Source organism: Pseudomonas sp. EA_5y_Pfl2_R50 (genome assembly GCF_963970475.1).
Taxonomy (GTDB): Bacteria; Pseudomonadota; Gammaproteobacteria; order Pseudomonadales; family Pseudomonadaceae; genus Aquipseudomonas.
In genome coordinates, this window is record NZ_CAXAPT010000011.1 from 18145 (window position 1) to 32973 (window position 14829).

General features: G+C 60.2%; 15 protein-coding genes. 6 read left to right on the forward strand and 9 right to left on the reverse strand.

Going from position 1 to position 14829, the window contains the following annotated elements; translation table 11 throughout:
• Positions 1-83: 83 nt before the first annotated feature.
• Positions 84-437 carry a RidA family protein gene (locus AACY19_RS18945; RefSeq protein WP_034152045.1) on the reverse strand — a complete coding sequence of 118 codons (354 nt, stop codon included), beginning with the start codon at positions 435-437 and terminating at the stop codon, positions 84-86.
• Positions 409-1713 carry a D-amino acid dehydrogenase gene (dadA, locus tag AACY19_RS18950; protein ID WP_339452843.1) on the reverse strand — a complete coding sequence of 435 codons (1305 nt, stop codon included), beginning with the start codon at positions 1711-1713 and terminating at the stop codon, positions 409-411. The genes AACY19_RS18945 and dadA overlap by 29 nt, the downstream gene beginning before the upstream one ends.
• A 154-nt stretch (positions 1714-1867) precedes the next feature.
• Between dadA and AACY19_RS18955 the strand changes: the two genes are divergently transcribed.
• Positions 1868-2356, forward strand: coding sequence for an Lrp/AsnC ligand binding domain-containing protein (locus AACY19_RS18955; protein WP_003177284.1), 489 nt, complete (start codon positions 1868-1870; stop codon positions 2354-2356).
• Positions 2357-2474: 118 nt separating this feature from the next.
• Here the strand turns inward: AACY19_RS18955 and AACY19_RS18960 are convergent, their stop codons facing one another.
• Positions 2475-2828, reverse strand: coding sequence for a YkgJ family cysteine cluster protein (locus AACY19_RS18960; RefSeq protein WP_339453169.1), 354 nt, complete (start codon positions 2826-2828; stop codon positions 2475-2477).
• Between the two features lie 149 nt (positions 2829-2977).
• Here AACY19_RS18960 and AACY19_RS18965 point away from each other — a divergent pair, with 149 nt between their 5' ends.
• A complete protein-coding gene (locus AACY19_RS18965) occupies positions 2978-4288 on the forward strand; it encodes an NAD(P)/FAD-dependent oxidoreductase (protein WP_339452846.1) in 1311 nt (436 codons plus the stop codon).
• A 115-nt stretch (positions 4289-4403) separates the two neighbouring features.
• Here the strand turns inward: AACY19_RS18965 and AACY19_RS18970 are convergent, their stop codons facing one another.
• Positions 4404-4649, reverse strand: a complete 246-nt coding sequence (locus AACY19_RS18970) for a DUF1127 domain-containing protein (protein ID WP_339452848.1) — start codon at positions 4647-4649, stop codon at positions 4404-4406.
• A gap of 179 nt (positions 4650-4828) precedes the next feature.
• Here AACY19_RS18970 and AACY19_RS18975 point away from each other — a divergent pair, with 179 nt between their 5' ends.
• Complete coding sequence (locus tag AACY19_RS18975) at positions 4829-6250, forward strand: aminotransferase-like domain-containing protein (RefSeq protein ID WP_339452849.1); 1422 nt, start codon at positions 4829-4831, stop codon at positions 6248-6250.
• 60 nt (positions 6251-6310) lie between these two features.
• Complete coding sequence (locus AACY19_RS18980) at positions 6311-7879, forward strand: phospholipase D family protein (protein WP_339452851.1); 1569 nt, start codon at positions 6311-6313, stop codon at positions 7877-7879.
• Between the two features lie 27 nt (positions 7880-7906).
• Here AACY19_RS18980 and AACY19_RS18985 read toward each other — a convergent pair whose 3' ends face one another.
• Together AACY19_RS18985 and AACY19_RS18990 are read right to left on the reverse strand one after the other, a co-directional pair.
• Positions 7907-9052, reverse strand: coding sequence for an MFS transporter (locus AACY19_RS18985; protein WP_339452853.1), 1146 nt, complete (start codon positions 9050-9052; stop codon positions 7907-7909).
• Positions 9053-9239: 187 nt separating this feature from the next.
• Positions 9240-10733 (reverse strand): aldehyde dehydrogenase, encoded by a 1494-nt coding sequence (locus tag AACY19_RS18990; protein WP_339452855.1) that lies wholly within the window; start codon positions 10731-10733, stop codon positions 9240-9242.
• Between the two features lie 238 nt (positions 10734-10971).
• On the opposite strand from AACY19_RS18990, the gene AACY19_RS18995 reads away from it, so the two are divergent.
• Positions 10972-11334, forward strand: a complete 363-nt coding sequence (locus tag AACY19_RS18995; RefSeq protein WP_339452857.1) for a cupin domain-containing protein — start codon at positions 10972-10974, stop codon at positions 11332-11334.
• A 183-nt stretch (positions 11335-11517) separates the two neighbouring features.
• Here AACY19_RS18995 and rpmG read toward each other — a convergent pair whose 3' ends face one another.
• Positions 11518-11673: a 50S ribosomal protein L33 gene (gene rpmG / locus AACY19_RS19000; protein WP_016772554.1), complete on the reverse strand. Its 156-nt coding sequence runs from the start codon at positions 11671-11673 to the stop codon at positions 11518-11520.
• A gap of 11 nt (positions 11674-11684) precedes the next feature.
• The gene (gene rpmB / locus AACY19_RS19005) at positions 11685-11918 is read right to left on the reverse strand and encodes a 50S ribosomal protein L28 (RefSeq protein ID WP_007920377.1); all 234 of its coding nucleotides are present in this window, start codon (positions 11916-11918) and stop codon (positions 11685-11687) included.
• 448 nt (positions 11919-12366) lie between these two features.
• On the opposite strand from rpmB, the gene AACY19_RS19010 reads away from it, so the two are divergent.
• Positions 12367-13953, forward strand: coding sequence for an ABC transporter substrate-binding protein (locus tag AACY19_RS19010; protein ID WP_339452859.1), 1587 nt, complete (start codon positions 12367-12369; stop codon positions 13951-13953).
• A gap of 76 nt (positions 13954-14029) precedes the next feature.
• Here the strand turns inward: AACY19_RS19010 and radC are convergent, their stop codons facing one another.
• Complete coding sequence (gene radC / locus AACY19_RS19015; RefSeq protein WP_339452861.1) at positions 14030-14704, reverse strand: RadC family protein; 675 nt, start codon at positions 14702-14704, stop codon at positions 14030-14032.
• Positions 14705-14829: the final 125 nt, after the last annotated feature.

Sequence of the window (14829 nt, forward strand, 5' to 3'; positions counted from 1 at the left end):
TCTAGGCGGTCATGGGAAGAAAAACCGGCGCCGACTGACGACGTGAACCGCCAACAGCGCCGGGAGAGGGATCTTTACAACGGTTACGGCAGCGCGGCGACGATGGAGATTTCCACCAGAATGCTCGGCTTGGCCATTTTCGCCTCGACGGTGGCACGGGCCGGGGCGGCGCCTTTTGGCAGCCACTGATCCCACACCGAGTTCATTCCGGCGAAGTGCGCTTCGATGTCGTTCAGGTAGATCGTTGCCGACAACAGATGCTGTTTGTCAGTGCCGGCCAGATCAAGCAAACGCTCGATATTGGCCAGTACGTCGCGCGTCTGCTGTTCAATCCCGGCGTCGAAGTCGTCGCCGACCTGCCCGGCCAGATACACGGTGCCGTTATGGCTGACGATCTGACTCATGCGCTCATTGGTGAGCTGGCGCTGGATTGACATGTTTTGCGGACTCCTGGGTTTTGTTGCCGTAACGGGAAATATCGAGGCCTTCGGCGCTGATCTGTGGCTTTTTCTTCGCCATCAGATCGGCCAGCAGACGACCGGAACCGCACGCCATGGTCCAACCGAGCGTGCCGTGACCGGTGTTGAGGAACAGGTTCTTGAACGGCGTGGCACCCACGATCGGCGTGCCGTCCGGCGTGGTCGGGCGCAGGCCGGTCCAGAAGCTCGCCTCGGCCAGATTGCCGCCCTGAGGATAAAGGTCGTTGACGATCATCTCCAGGGTTTCGCGGCGGCGCGGGTTCAGCGACAGGTCAAAACCGGCGATCTCGGCCATGCCGCCAACGCGGATGCGGTTGTCGAAACGGGTGATGGCGACCTTGTAGGTCTCGTCGAGAATGGTCGACGTCGGTGCCATCGCCGGGTTGGTGATCGGTACGGTCAGCGAATAACCCTTGAGCGGATACACCGGCGCCTTGATGCCCAGCGGCTTGAGCAGTTGCGGCGAGTAGCTGCCGAGGGCCAGCACGTAGCGGTCGGCGGTTTCCAGCTTGCCGTCGATCCACACGCCGTTGATGCGATCACCGGCGTAGTCGAGTTTCTGGATGTCCTGGCCGAAGCGGAATTCGACACCGAGTTTCTCCGCCATTTCGGCCAGACGGGTGGTGAACATCTGGCAGTCGCCAGTCTGGTCGTTCGGCAGGCGCAGGGCGCCGGCGAGGATGTCAGTGACACCCGCCAGCGCTGGCTCGACACGGGCAATGCCGGCGCGATCGAGGACTTCGAACGGCACGCCGGATTCTTTCAGCACGGCAATGTCTTTGGCGGCGTTATCCAGTTGCGCCTGGGTGCGGAACAGTTGGGTCGTACCGAGGCTGCGGCCTTCGTAGGCAATGCCGGTTTCGGCGCGCAATTCGTCGAGGCAGTCGCGGCTGTACTCGGACAGACGCACCATGCGCTCCTTGTTCACCGCGTAACGATTGGCGGTGCAGTTGCGCAGCATCTGCGCCATCCACAGGTACTGGTCGATGTCGGCGGTGGCCTTGATCGCGAGAGGGGCGTGTCGCTGCAGCAGCCACTTGATCGCCTTGAGCGGCACGCCCGGCGCGGCCCACGGCGAGGCGTACCCCGGCGAGACCTGGCCGGCGTTGGCGAAACTGGTCTCCATGGCCGCAGCGGGCTGCCGGTCGACCACCACCACTTCAAACCCGGCACGGGCCAGATAGTAAGCACTGGCGGTACCGATGACGCCGCTACCCAAGACCATAACGCGCATTTTGTATCCCTCATCGCGGCTTTTCGCCGAGCTGTGTTGTTAGAGCAATGATGGGCGCAGTGTAAAAAAGAAATGCCAGTGCTTTTCACTATATAAGCGCCTATATTTGGCGACAATTCTCGGCAAAAACCCTTTTCACGGAGGCGCATCCCCTATGCGTACCAACACTCAGACCAAACGTGAGCTGGACAAGATCGACCGCAACATCCTGCGGATACTGCAGGCGGACGGGCGGATTTCCTTTACCGAGCTCGGCGAAAAGGTCGGCCTCTCCACCACGCCGTGCACCGAGCGGGTGCGACGTCTGGAGCGCGAGGGAATCATCATGGGCTACAACGCCCGGCTGAATCCGCAGCATTTGAAGGGTAGCTTGCTGGTGTTTGTCGAGATCAGCCTCGACTACAAATCCGGTGACACTTTCGAGGAGTTCCGACGCGCGGTGCTGAAGTTGCCGCATGTGCTGGAGTGTCATCTGGTGTCGGGGGATTTCGACTATCTGGTGAAAGCGCGGATTTCCGAGATGGCTTCGTACCGCAAGCTGCTGGGCGACATTCTGCTGAAGCTGCCGCATGTGCGGGAGTCGAAGAGTTACATCGTGATGGAAGAGGTAAAGGAGAGCTTGAGCCTGCCGATTCCAGACTGAGATTTTCGCTGTCTGACCCGGCCTCTTCGCGAGCAAGCCCGCTCCCACATTTGGAATGCATTCTCCTGTGGGAGCGGGCTTGCTCGCGAAGGTGTCGACTCGGCTCCGAGTGAACCCGTTAAACCAGCACCTGCCGATGCGCCGCCATGTATTCGAATATCTGCTTCTCCACCTGCGGATGAATCAGCTCCACCGGCCGTCGCTCATTCGGGCAAGGCAAGGTCTTGGTCGTGCCGAACAACCGACAAATCAACGGCCGCTCGTCATACACCGTGCAACCGTTCGGCCCCAGGTGCACACAGTTCAGCTCTTGCATCGCCGCATCCTGCTCGGCGCGGGTCTTTCGCGGCAGGCGCGCCATTTCTTCCGGCGAGGTGGTCACCGGCCCACAGCAGTCGTGGCAGCCGGGCACGCACTCGAACGAAGGAATCTGCTGGCGCAGGGTGCGGATTTTCTGGCTGTTGCAACTCATCGAAGCGCTGACCACGGTGGAAATGGGCGGCAATTGTGCCGCAAAATCCGTGATCCAGACACTGCAGGCCGACCAGTGTTGCCCGCGTTCCGGCGTGCGGCTTATGCTCCGTCAAATTTTCTCGACACATTAGCCGTTGGATGACGCCTATGACTGCCCGCGCCCAAACTTTCGCGAGCCAACCCCACGTTGCCTCCTATTACGCCGCCAGCAGCCTGCCGCAGCCGGACCATCCGTCGCTGCAAGGTGAGGTGGTTGCCGACGTTTGCGTGGTCGGTGGAGGCTTTTCGGGGCTCAACACAGCGCTGGAACTGGCTGAACGCGGCCTCAGCGTGGTGTTGCTGGAAGCGCACAGGATCGGCTGGGGCGCCAGCGGGCGCAACGGCGGACAATTGATTCGTGGCGTTGGTCACGGCCTCGATCAGTTCGCCAACGTCATCGGCACCGACGGCGTGCGCGAGATGAAACTGATGGGCCTGGAAGCGGTGGAAATCGTTCGTCAGCGCGTCGAGCGTTTTCAGATTGCCTGCGACCTGACCTGGGGCTACTGCGACCTCGCCAACAAGCCTTCCGACCTCGAAGGTTTCGCCGAAGACGCCGAAGCACTGCGCGGCCTCGGCTATCGCTACGAAACCCGCTTGCTGCAAGCCAACGAGATGCACACGGTGGTCGGCTCCGGGCGCTACGTCGGCGGCTTGATCGACATGGGCTCCGGCCACCTGCATCCGCTGAACCTGGCCTTGGGCGAGGCAGCCGCGGCACAGCAACTGGGCGTGAAACTGTTCGAGCATTCGGCGGTGACGCGTATCGACTATGGCCCGGAAGTCAACGTCCATACTGCCCAAGGTTCGGTGCGTTCGAAGACACTGGTGCTCGGCTGCAACGCCTATCTCAACGATCTGAATCCGCAACTCAGCGGCAAGGTCCTGCCGGCCGGCAGCTACATCATTGCGACCGAACCGTTGAGCGAAGAACAGGCGCACAACCTGCTGCCGCAGAACATGGCGGTCTGTGATCAGCGAGTCGCACTGGATTACTACCGGCTCTCGGCGGATCGGCGCTTGCTGTTCGGCGGTGCCTGCCATTATTCGGGGCGCGATCCGAAAGACATCGCCGCGTATATGCAGCCGAAGATGCTCCAGGTATTCCCGCAACTGGCTGGCGTGAAGATCGATTATCAGTGGGGCGGCATGATCGGCATCGGTGCGAACCGTTTGCCGCAGATCGGTCGGCTCGCGGACCAGCCGAATGTGTATTACGCCCAGGCCTATTCCGGCCACGGGGTGAATGCCACGCACCTGGCGGGCAAGTTGCTCGCCGAGGCGATCAGCGGGCAGCACAGCGGTGGCTTTGATCTGTTTGCCAAGGTGCCGCACATCACCTTCCCGGGCGGCAAGCATCTGCGTTCGCCGCTGTTGGCGTTGGGGATGTTGTGGCATCGGATGAAAGAGTTGGTCTGATGTATTTGCAGCGTTCCTGAGGTCGCCTTCGCGAGCAAGCCCGCACCCACAGTTTGAAATGCACTTTACGGTGGGGGCAGGCTTGTTCGCGAAGAGACAAATGACCATACAGATCTCAGATCCGCCAGAACGGCTTCAATCCTTCTTCCCTCGCTTGCTCACGCGTCAGCCCGACATCCTTGAGCTGGTCCGCCGTCAATTCCAGCAACGCCTTGCGCGTGTACAGACGATGCCACATCAGGCCCCAGCGACCAAGGCCGGACGGCGCGTTACGCATGCTCTCATTGCGCGCACGATCCTTCTGCCCTGCCGCCAGTTCCTGACTGTGTAACGTCAGCCGCACATCGCTCAAGCCGTTCATTTTTGTCTCTCCTGTTTACTTGGGTAGCCAGAGATTCCATGATGCGCGGGCGAACAAAACCATTACAGATTCAAAGTGCCTGTATTAACTCCATACAGATTTGCCGCCTTGAAGACTGAATTGTCGATTTTTGTTGCATCTGTACTGGTTTAACGGATCACCCGCATCGAGGCAGTGCCATGACCCTTTACGTAAACCTCGCCGAACTGCTCGGCACGCGCATCGAACAAGGCTTCTACCGTCCCGGTGATCGCCTGCCATCGGTGCGCGCCTTGAGCGTCGAACACGGGGTCAGCCTGAGCACGGTGCAGCAGGCTTATCGCATGCTCGAAGACAGTGGCCTGGCCATGCCGAAACCCAAGTCCGGCTACTTCGTCCCGGTCGGGCGCGAGCTGCCGGAGTTGCCCGCCGTGGGTCGCCCAGCGCAACGGCCGGTGGAAATTTCGCAGTGGGATCAGGTGCTGGAATTGATTCGCGCGGTACCGCGCAAGGACGTCGTGCAACTGGGGCGCGGCATGCCCGACATCAGTTCGCCGACCATGAAACCGCTACTGCGCGGCCTCGCCCGTATCAGCCGCCGCCAGGACATGCCCGGCCTGTATTACGACAACATCCACGGCACCCTCGAACTGCGCGAGCAGATTGCGCGGTTGATGCTCGATTCCGGCTGCCAGTTGAGCGCCAGCGACCTGGTGGTCACCACCGGTTGCCACGAAGCGCTCTCCACCAGCATCCACGCGATCTGCGAACCCGGCGACATCGTTGCGGTGGACTCACCGAGCTTTCACGGCGCCATGCAAACGCTCAAGGGCCTGGGCATGAAAGCCCTGGAAATCCCCACCGATCCGCTCACCGGCATCAGCCTCGAAGCGCTGGAACTGGCGCTGGAGCAATGGCCGATCAAGGTCATCCAGCTCACCCCGAACTGCAACAACCCGCTCGGCTACATCATGCCGGAGTCGCGCAAACGCGCCCTCCTCAACCTCGCGCAACGCTTCGACGTAGCGATCATCGAAGACGATGTGTATGGCGAACTGGCCTACACCTACCCGCGTCCGCGCACGATCAAATCCTTTGACGAAGACGGCCGCGTGCTGCTCTGCAGTTCGTTTTCCAAGACCCTGGCGCCGGGGCTGAGGATTGGCTGGGTCGCACCGGGTCGTTATCTGGAACGTGTGCTGCACATGAAATACATCAGCACCGGGTCGACCGCTCCGCAGCCGCAGATCGCCATTGCCGAATTTCTGAAGTCCGGTCATTTCGAACCACATTTGCGGCGGATGCGCACGCAATACCAGCGCAATCGCGACATGATGATCGACTGGGTCACTCGTTACTTCCCCGCCGGCACTCGTGCCAGCCGTCCGCAGGGGAGTTTTATGCTGTGGGTTGAATTGCCCGATGGTTTCGACACCTTGAAGCTCAACCGCGCCTTGCACGATCAAGGCGTACAAATCGCCGTCGGCAGCATCTTTTCCGCCTCGGGCAAGTACCGCAATTGCCTGCGGATGAACTACGCTGCCAAACCGACAGCGCAGATTGAAGAGGCGGTGCGCAAAGTCGGCGAGACCGCGATCAGACTGCTGGCCGAAACCGACTGACTTTTTTCTGCCGACCAGCGTCCATATGCCGACCCCAGCCGCCAACCGGAACGACCCTACGTGAGCTTCAGACAGCCCCTACCCGCTTTGCTGTTACTTGCCTCGTTCCTGAGCGGCTGTGCCAGTCTCGATGTACCGCGCGAGCCAAGCCAGGCGTTGCCAGCCTCCAGCTCCGGCTTTGGCCGCTCGATCCAGGCGCAAGCGGCGCCCTACAAGGGCCAGTCCGGCTTCCGCCTGTTGTCCAACAGCACTGAATCCTTCACCGCTCGCGCCGAACTGATCCGCCATGCGCAAACCAGCCTCGACTTGCAGTACTACATCGTCCATGACGGCATCAGCACGCGGATGCTGGTGGATGAAGTGCTCAAGGCTGCGGATCGCGGTGTGCGCGTGCGCATCCTGCTCGACGACACCACCAGCGACGGCCTCGATCAGATCATCGCCACCCTGGCGGCGCATCCGCAGATCCAGATTCGACTATTCAATCCCCTGCATCTCGGTCGCAGCACTGGCGTCACCCGCGCGGCGGGACGGCTATTCAACCTGTCCCTGCAACACCGGCGCATGCACAACAAGCTGTGGCTGGCGGACAACAGCGCGGCCATTGTCGGCGGGCGCAATCTGGGAGATGAGTATTTCGACGCCGAGCCCAACCTGAATTTCACTGACATCGACATGCTCAGTGTCGGGCCGGTCGCCGAGCAACTCGGGCACAGTTTCGATCAGTACTGGAACAGCGCACTGAGCAAGCCGATCGAGGCATTTCTCTCCAGCAAACCGAGTGCCAGGGACTTGCAGAACACCCGCACGCGCCTGGAACAATCCCTGGAAGAAACCCGGCAACAGAACCACGCGCTGTATCAGCAGTTGATGACGTTCAAGACCGAGCCGCGCATGGACATCTGGCGCAAGGAACTGATCTGGGCCTGGAATCAGGCGCTGTGGGATGCGCCGAGCAAGGTGCTGGCCAAAGATGAACCGGACCCGCAATTGCTTCTGACCACACAGCTGGCCCCTGAGCTGCGTGGCGTCAGCAAAGAGCTGATCATGATCTCGGCGTACTTCGTGCCGGGTCAACCGGGGTTGGTGTACCTGACCGGGCGCGCCGATGCCGGTGTTGCGGTGAGCCTGCTGACCAATTCGCTGGAGGCGACCGACGTGCCGGCGGTGCACGGCGGCTATGCGCCGTACCGCAAGGCTTTGCTGGAGCATGGCGTGAAACTGTATGAGCTGCGGCGCCAGCCTGGGGATAACGATGGCAGCGGGCCGCATGTGTTTTACAGCAAATCGTATCGCGGCTCGGATTCCAGCCTGCACAGCAAGGCGATAATCTTTGACCGGCAGAAGTCGTTTATCGGCTCGTTCAACTTCGACCCGCGCTCGGTGCTGTGGAACACCGAAGTCGGGGTCCTGGTCGACAGCCCCGAGCTGGCCGAGCATGTGCGTGAACTGGCCTTGCAGGGTATGGCGCCGGCGCTGAGTTACCACGCAAAACTGGAGAACGGGGAGATCGTCTGGGAGACCGAGGACAATGGCCAGATCCACACGCTGACCAAAGAGCCGGGGAGTTGGTGGCGACGGTTCAATGCGTGGTTCAGTACCACTGTCGGCCTGGAACGCATGCTTTAACCCCAGAGAGATCCATTGTGGGAGCACTCATGCAGGTTCGGTCACCGGCCCGAATGCCCCTTGGCGCAAGAGCAGTATCACCAACCCGAACGCCCCGATCGCCATCAACAGCGGCAACGCATGCCCGTTGATCCACTGGCTGCCCGCGCCCGCCGCGAGCGGCCCGAGCAGGCAACCCACACCCCAAAGCTGCGCGATGTGCGCATTGGCGCGCACCAGCGCATCGTCGCGATATCGCTCGCCGATCAGAATCAGCGACAGGGTAAACAGCCCCCCGGCGCTGGCACCGAACAACACCCACAGCGGCCAGATCAGCAGCGTATCAAGCAACAACGGAATCGCCAGGCTCGACACCATCAGCACCACCGCGCACCCGGCAAACAGCGTGCGCCGCGACAGGTAATCGGCCAACGCGCCAATCGGCAATTGCAGCAGCGCATCACCGACCACCACGGTGCTGACCATCGCCAAGGCGATTTCAGCAGTGAAACCCTGTTGCAGGCAATACACCGGCAGCAAGGTCAGGATCATTGCCTCGAAGGCCGCAAACAACGACACCGCCCAGGCAATGGCCGGCAACTCGCGAGCAAATCCCCATAAATCGCGAAACGTCACGCTGCTGGCTTCACTGCCAGGCGCACCGCTGCGACCCAGTAATAGCAAGGGCGAAACCAACAGCAGGCCGACGCCGCCCCAGAAACCGTAATCATGCTCGGTGCCCAGCGCACCCAACAGCAACGGACCACACAGTTGGCTCAACGCGTAACTGCTGCCATACAGCGCCACCAATCGCCCGCGCCAGTGCTCAACCACCAGTTGGTTGATCCAGCTCTCGCCGAGGATGAACACGATGGTCAGGATCACGCCGATCATCAACCGCAGCAGCAGCCACACCGGATAGCTCGGCAACAGCGCCAGCAAGCCAATCGACAGCGCCCCGGCCCACAGGCACAGGCGCATCAGGTTGGCCGTGCCAAAACGCGCGGCCAGATGGCTGGACATCTTCGCGCCCAGCAACACACCAATGGCCGGCATCGCCGCCATCACACCGATGGCAAAGGAACCGTAGCCCCAACCCTCCAGGCGCAAGGAAACCAGCGGCATGCTGACCCCCAGGGCCAGGCCGACACTCAAGACAGACGCCAACACGGCGAAATACGTCGCCCACCGCATGTTCCACACTCCTGTGGACTATTTTTATGTGCACCACAAAACCACTGTGGGAGCGGGCTTGCTCACGATTACGGTTTCACACTCAGCGCTTGGGCTGACTGACACACCGCTTTCGCGAGCAAGCCCGCTCCCACAGGGGGTCTCTGCATGGTTCGGGAGCCCGATTGGATCAGGCTCCCTTAACGGCTTACAGCTTGATCCACGTCGCTTTCAGCTCGGTGTACTTGTCGAACGCATGCAGCGACTTGTCGCGACCGTTGCCCGACTGCTTGAAGCCACCGAACGGCGCAGTCATGTCGCCGCCATCGTACTGGTTGACCCACACGCTACCGGCACGCAGGGCTTTGGCGGTCAGGTGCGCCTTGGAGATGTCCTGGGTCCACACGGCCGCGGCCAGACCATAAGGCGTATCGTTGGCGATCTGGATGGCTTCCTCGGCAGTATCGAAAGCGATGACCGACAGCACCGGGCCAAAGATCTCTTCCTGGGCAATTTTCATCGCATTGCTCACGCCGTCGAAGATCGTCGGCTCGACGTAAGTGCCACCGGTTTCCTGAAGAATGCGTTTACCGCCAGCCACCAGTTTGGCGCCATCGGTATGACCCGACTCGATGTACGACAGCACGGTGTTCATCTGCTGGGTATCGACCAGCGCACCGACGTTGGTCGCCGGGTCCAACGGGTTGCCCGGTTTCCAGGACTTCAGCGCTTTGATCACCATCGGCAGGAACTTGTCCTTGATCGAACGCTCGACCAGCAGGCGCGAACCAGCGGTGCAGACTTCGCCCTGGTTGAAGGCGATGGCACTGGCGGCGGATTCAGCGGCAGCTTGCAGATCCGGCGCATCGGCAAAGACGATGTTCGGGCTCTTGCCGCCAGCTTCCAGCCACACGCGCTTCATGTTCGATTCGCCGGAATAGATCATCAGTTGCTTGGCGATCTTGGTCGAACCGGTGAACACCAGCGTGTCGACATCGTTGTGCAGGGCAAGAGCCTTGCCGACGGTGTGGCCATAGCCTGGCAGCACGTTGAGCACGCCTTTCGGAATACCGGCTTCAACGGCCAGCGCCGCGATGCGGATGGCGGTCAGCGGCGACTTTTCCGACGGCTTGAGGATCACCGAGTTACCGGTCGACAGCGCCGGGCCGAGTTTCCAGCAGGCCATCATCAGGGGGAAGTTCCACGGCACAATCGCGCCGACTACACCCACTGGCTCGCGGGTCACCAGACCCAACTGGTCGTGCGGCGTGGCCGCCACTTCGTCGTAGATCTTGTCGATGGCTTCGCCGCTCCAGCTCAGCGCTTGCGCCGCGCCCGGTACGTCGATGTACAGCGAATCGCTGATCGGCTTGCCCATGTCGAGGGTTTCGAGCAGGGCCAGCTCTTCGGCGTGCTGCTTCAACAGCCCGGCAAAACGAATCATGGTGGCTTTGCGTTTGGTCGGCGCCAGGCGCGACCAGACGCCAGAATTGAACGTAGCGCGGGCGTTTTCCACGGCGCGTTGGGCGTCGGCGGCGTCACAGCTGGCGATCCTGCCGAGCAGACGGCCATCAACCGGGCTGATGCACTCGAAGGTTTCGCCAGAGACGGCGTCGGTGTATTCGCCATTGAGGTAGGCGCGGCCTTCGATCTTCAGGTCGCGAGCGCGTTGTTCCCAGTCGGCACGAGTCAGGGTGGTCATTTAAGTGTCCTCCTCTTGTTGAATACGAGCGCCGCGCGATGTTCGCCAGCGTCCTCAAAAATTCTGCCCGGCCAGCCTGCATTTCGGCCCAAGGCACCCGCCACCCTAAACCAGCGGCCGGGGTTGTTTCAATATATTTGACACAAGGCAGCTATACAGCCTTGCGGTGTTCATTTTAATAAACATAGACTTCGGCCCATTCCAACCATCGCGTCGTCCTTTACGGGAGAAAACAACAATGAACATCCAGAACGTCGTCGACATCAGCCTGGCCAGCAGCGAAGCCGAGCGCTATCGCCCGGACCCGACCAAGGTACTTAAGGGCGACCCTGAACAAGCCGTGTTCCATCAATACGACAGCCCTTGCGGGCAAATGGGCGTCGGCGTTTGGGAAGGCGCGGTTGGGCAGTGGACGGTGAATTACACCGAGCATGAATACTGCGAGATTTTGCAGGGCGTTTCAGTGCTGCGTGACAGCGATGGCAATGCCAGAACGTTGCGCGTTGGCGACCGTTTTGTCATTCCAGCAGGTTTCCGTGGCACCTGGGAGGTGCTGGAGGCTTGCCGCAAGGTCTATGTGATTTTCGAACAGAAAGCCTGATGGTTTGAGGTGGTGTCTGGGCCGGCCCCTGCGCGAGCAAGCCCGCTCCCACATTCGACCGCATTCCAGTGTGGCAGCGGGCTTGCTCGCGAAGGCGTCAGGACAGGCGACACAAAAATCGAGGCAACAAAAAAGGCCCGTATCCTGAGATACGGGCCTTTTTCGTAAGTCCGGAAAAATCAATTACTTGATTTTGCCTTCCTTGTACATCACGTGCTTGCGAACAACCGGATCATATTTCTTGATCTCGATTTTGTCCGGGGTAGTACGCTTGTTCTTGTCGGTAGTGTAGAAGTGACCAGTACCGGCGCTCGAGATCAAACGAATCAATTCACGCATGATTAGCTCCCTTAAATCTTGCCATCGCGGCGAAGTTCGGCGAGCACGACAGTGATGCCACGCTTGTCGATGATACGCATGCCTTTGGCAGATACGCGCAGACGCACAAAACGTTTCTCTTCTTCAACCCAGAAGCGGTGATGCTGCAGGTTCGGCAGGAAACGACGACGGGTTTTGTTGTTTGCGTGGGAAATGTTATTCCCAGTCACCGGACCCTTACCGGTAACTTGACATACTCTCGACATGCCTCAGCCCTCTAAAACCACATGCCCAACCCGGCATGGGTTGGCCGCTTAATCTCTCAGTCATTTGGCGCCAGGCGCCGCGTTTCTTTAGAGGTCTTACCGGCTACACCTACAGTGAAGGAACCGGGCCCCTAGAAAAGAGCGCTGCTTTATACCAGAAAGACTTCGGAGCAACAACAATCGGTGTGCAATCAATCGGCAAAAAGGCGTTTTTCCGGCCGGCGAACGCCTTGGATAAAGGCTGACATCGATTTTTACCACTCGTCGCAGAAAATCGTCTGCGCAGACGTTTCAGACTTTTCGCGAGACGCCGCGGTCTGAAAAATTGCCATCACTGTGCCCTTTAAATGCAAAAAGGGGATAGTCATTTGTAATCCAGCCCTCTAGGGTAGGCCTTTTCCAGACTGCACTTGCAGATGGGCCTTCGATCTGTAAAAGGAAACCGACCATGCGCCTCGCTGCCCTACCCCTGCTGCTCGCCCCGCTCCTGCTGAGCCCCCTGGCCCAGGCCGCCGCGCTGAGCGTCTGCACCGAGGCCAGCCCGGAAGGGTTCGACGTGGTGCAGTACAACTCGCTGACCACCACCAACGCCTCCGCTGATGTGCTGATGAACCGCCTGGTGGACTTCGACACCGCCAGCGGCAAAGTCGTACCAAGCCTGGCCGACAGCTGGGAAGTCAGTACCGATGGTCTGACCTACGTATTCAAGCTGCATCCGCAGGTGAAATTTCACAGCACCGAATACTTCAAGCCGAGCCGCGAGCTGACCGCTGAAGACGTCAAATTCAGTTTCGACCGCATGCTCGACCCGGCCAACCCTTGGCACAAAGTCGCCCAGAGCGGTTTCCCGCATGCGCAGTCGATGCAGTTGCCGACACTGATCAAGAAGATCGATGCACTCGATCCGCTGACCGTGCGCTTCACCCTTGATCACCCGGATTCGACGTTCCTGGCAACCCTGAGCATGGGCTTCGCTTCAATTTACTCCGCCGAATACGCCGACAAACTGATGAAAGCCGGCGCGACCGAAAAACTCAACAGCCAGCCGATCGGCACCGGCCCGTTCGTCTTCAACCGCTTCCAGAAAGACGCCGCGATCCGCTACAAGGCCAACCCGGACTACTTCGGCGGCAAGCCTTCGGTCGACCCGTTGATCTTCGCCATTACTCCAGACGCCAACGTGCGCCTGCAAAAATTGCGGCGCAATGAGTGTCAGATCGCCCTGTCGCCGAAACCCCTCGACGTACAGGCCGCGCTGAAAGAACCGACGCTGAAAGTCGAAAAGACTGATGCGTTCATGACTGCTTTCGTCGGCATCAACAGCCAGCATCCGCCGCTGGACAAGCCGGAAGTGCGCCAAGCGATCAACCTCGCCTTCGACAAGGCCAACTACATCAAGGCTGTGTTTGAAGACACGGCGCAAGCTGCCAACGGCCCCTATCCACCGAACACGTGGAGTTACGCGAAGAACCTGCCTGGCTATCCGCACGATGTCGCCAAAGCCAAGGCGCTGTTGGCCAAGGCCGGGCTGAAGGATGGCTTCCAGACCACCATCTGGACGCGTCCTTCGGGCAGCCTGCTCAATCCGAACCCGAGCCTGGGCGCGCAGATGTTGCAGTCGGATCTGGCAGAAATCGGCATTCAGGCGGAAATCCGCGTGATCGAGTGGGGCGAGCTGATTCGTCGCGCCAAGGCCGGCGAGCATGATCTGCTGTTCATGGGTTGGGCCGGCGACAACGGCGATCCGGACAACTTCCTCACACCGCAGTTTTCCTGCGCGGCGGTCAAGTCGGGCACCAACTTCGCGCGCTACTGCAATGCCGATCTGGACAAGCTGATCAGCGCCGGCAAGACCACCAGCGAACAAGGCGTGCGCACCAAGCTGTATGAACAAGCGCAGACGCAGATTCAGCAGCAGGCGCTGTGGTTGCCGCTGGCGCATCCGACGGCGTATGCACTGACGCGCAAGGACGTGCAGGGTTACTCGGTCAGCCCGTTTGGCCGGCAGGACTATTCCAAGGTCAACGTCAAATAACCGCTCACACCCTGAATCCCATTGTGGGAGCGGGCTAGCCCGCTCCCACAAAGGTTGAGCGTTTTACCCTGCAGATTTACATCCAGCCATTCTCCGCCATCGACAGCGGTTCACCGTCGCCCACGATGAAGTGGTCGAGCACCCGCACATCAATCAGCTCCAGCGCCTTTTGCAAGCGCTTGGTCAGAAGCCGGTCCGCCTGACTGGGCTCAGGATTTCCGGATGGATGGTTGTGACACAGGATCAGCGCAGCAGCGTTATTCGCCAGCGCGCGTTTGACCACTTGCCGGGGATGAACGCTGGTGTTGTCGATAGAGCCGCGAAACAGCGCTTCGAAATTCAGCACTTGGTGTTTTGAATTGAGAAACAGGCAGCCGAACACCTCATGGGGCTCATGCCGCAGCATGGCCTTGAGGAAATCGCGGACAGCTCTCGGGTTTTCCAGTGCCGGTTTTGCTCGTGACTGCTCGGCCAGGTGCCGCCTGTTCATTTCCTGGGCAGCTTGCAGTTGCGCAAACTTCGCCGGCCCGAGCCCCAATTGTTTGCTGAATGCGTCCTGATCGGCCTCAAGCAGCAAACGCAGGCTGCCGAATTGAGTCAGCAGATTGCGCGCCAGATCCACCGCACTTATTCCGGGCAAGCCGGTGCGTAGAAAAATGGCCAATAACTCAGCGTCCGACAGGCTCGCTGCGCCATGTTCCAATAACCTTTCCCGCGGCCGTTCAGCCGCAGGCCAATCGCGAATACTCATACACATTCCTTGTCTGTGGGCGCCGCTGTTCCCTAGCGGGCGCTGTGATATCGTAGCCCATCTTTTTTGCGGGCGAATTCACCCTGGGGAGGGGGTTTCGCCACGTATGTCCCCAACGAAATGAA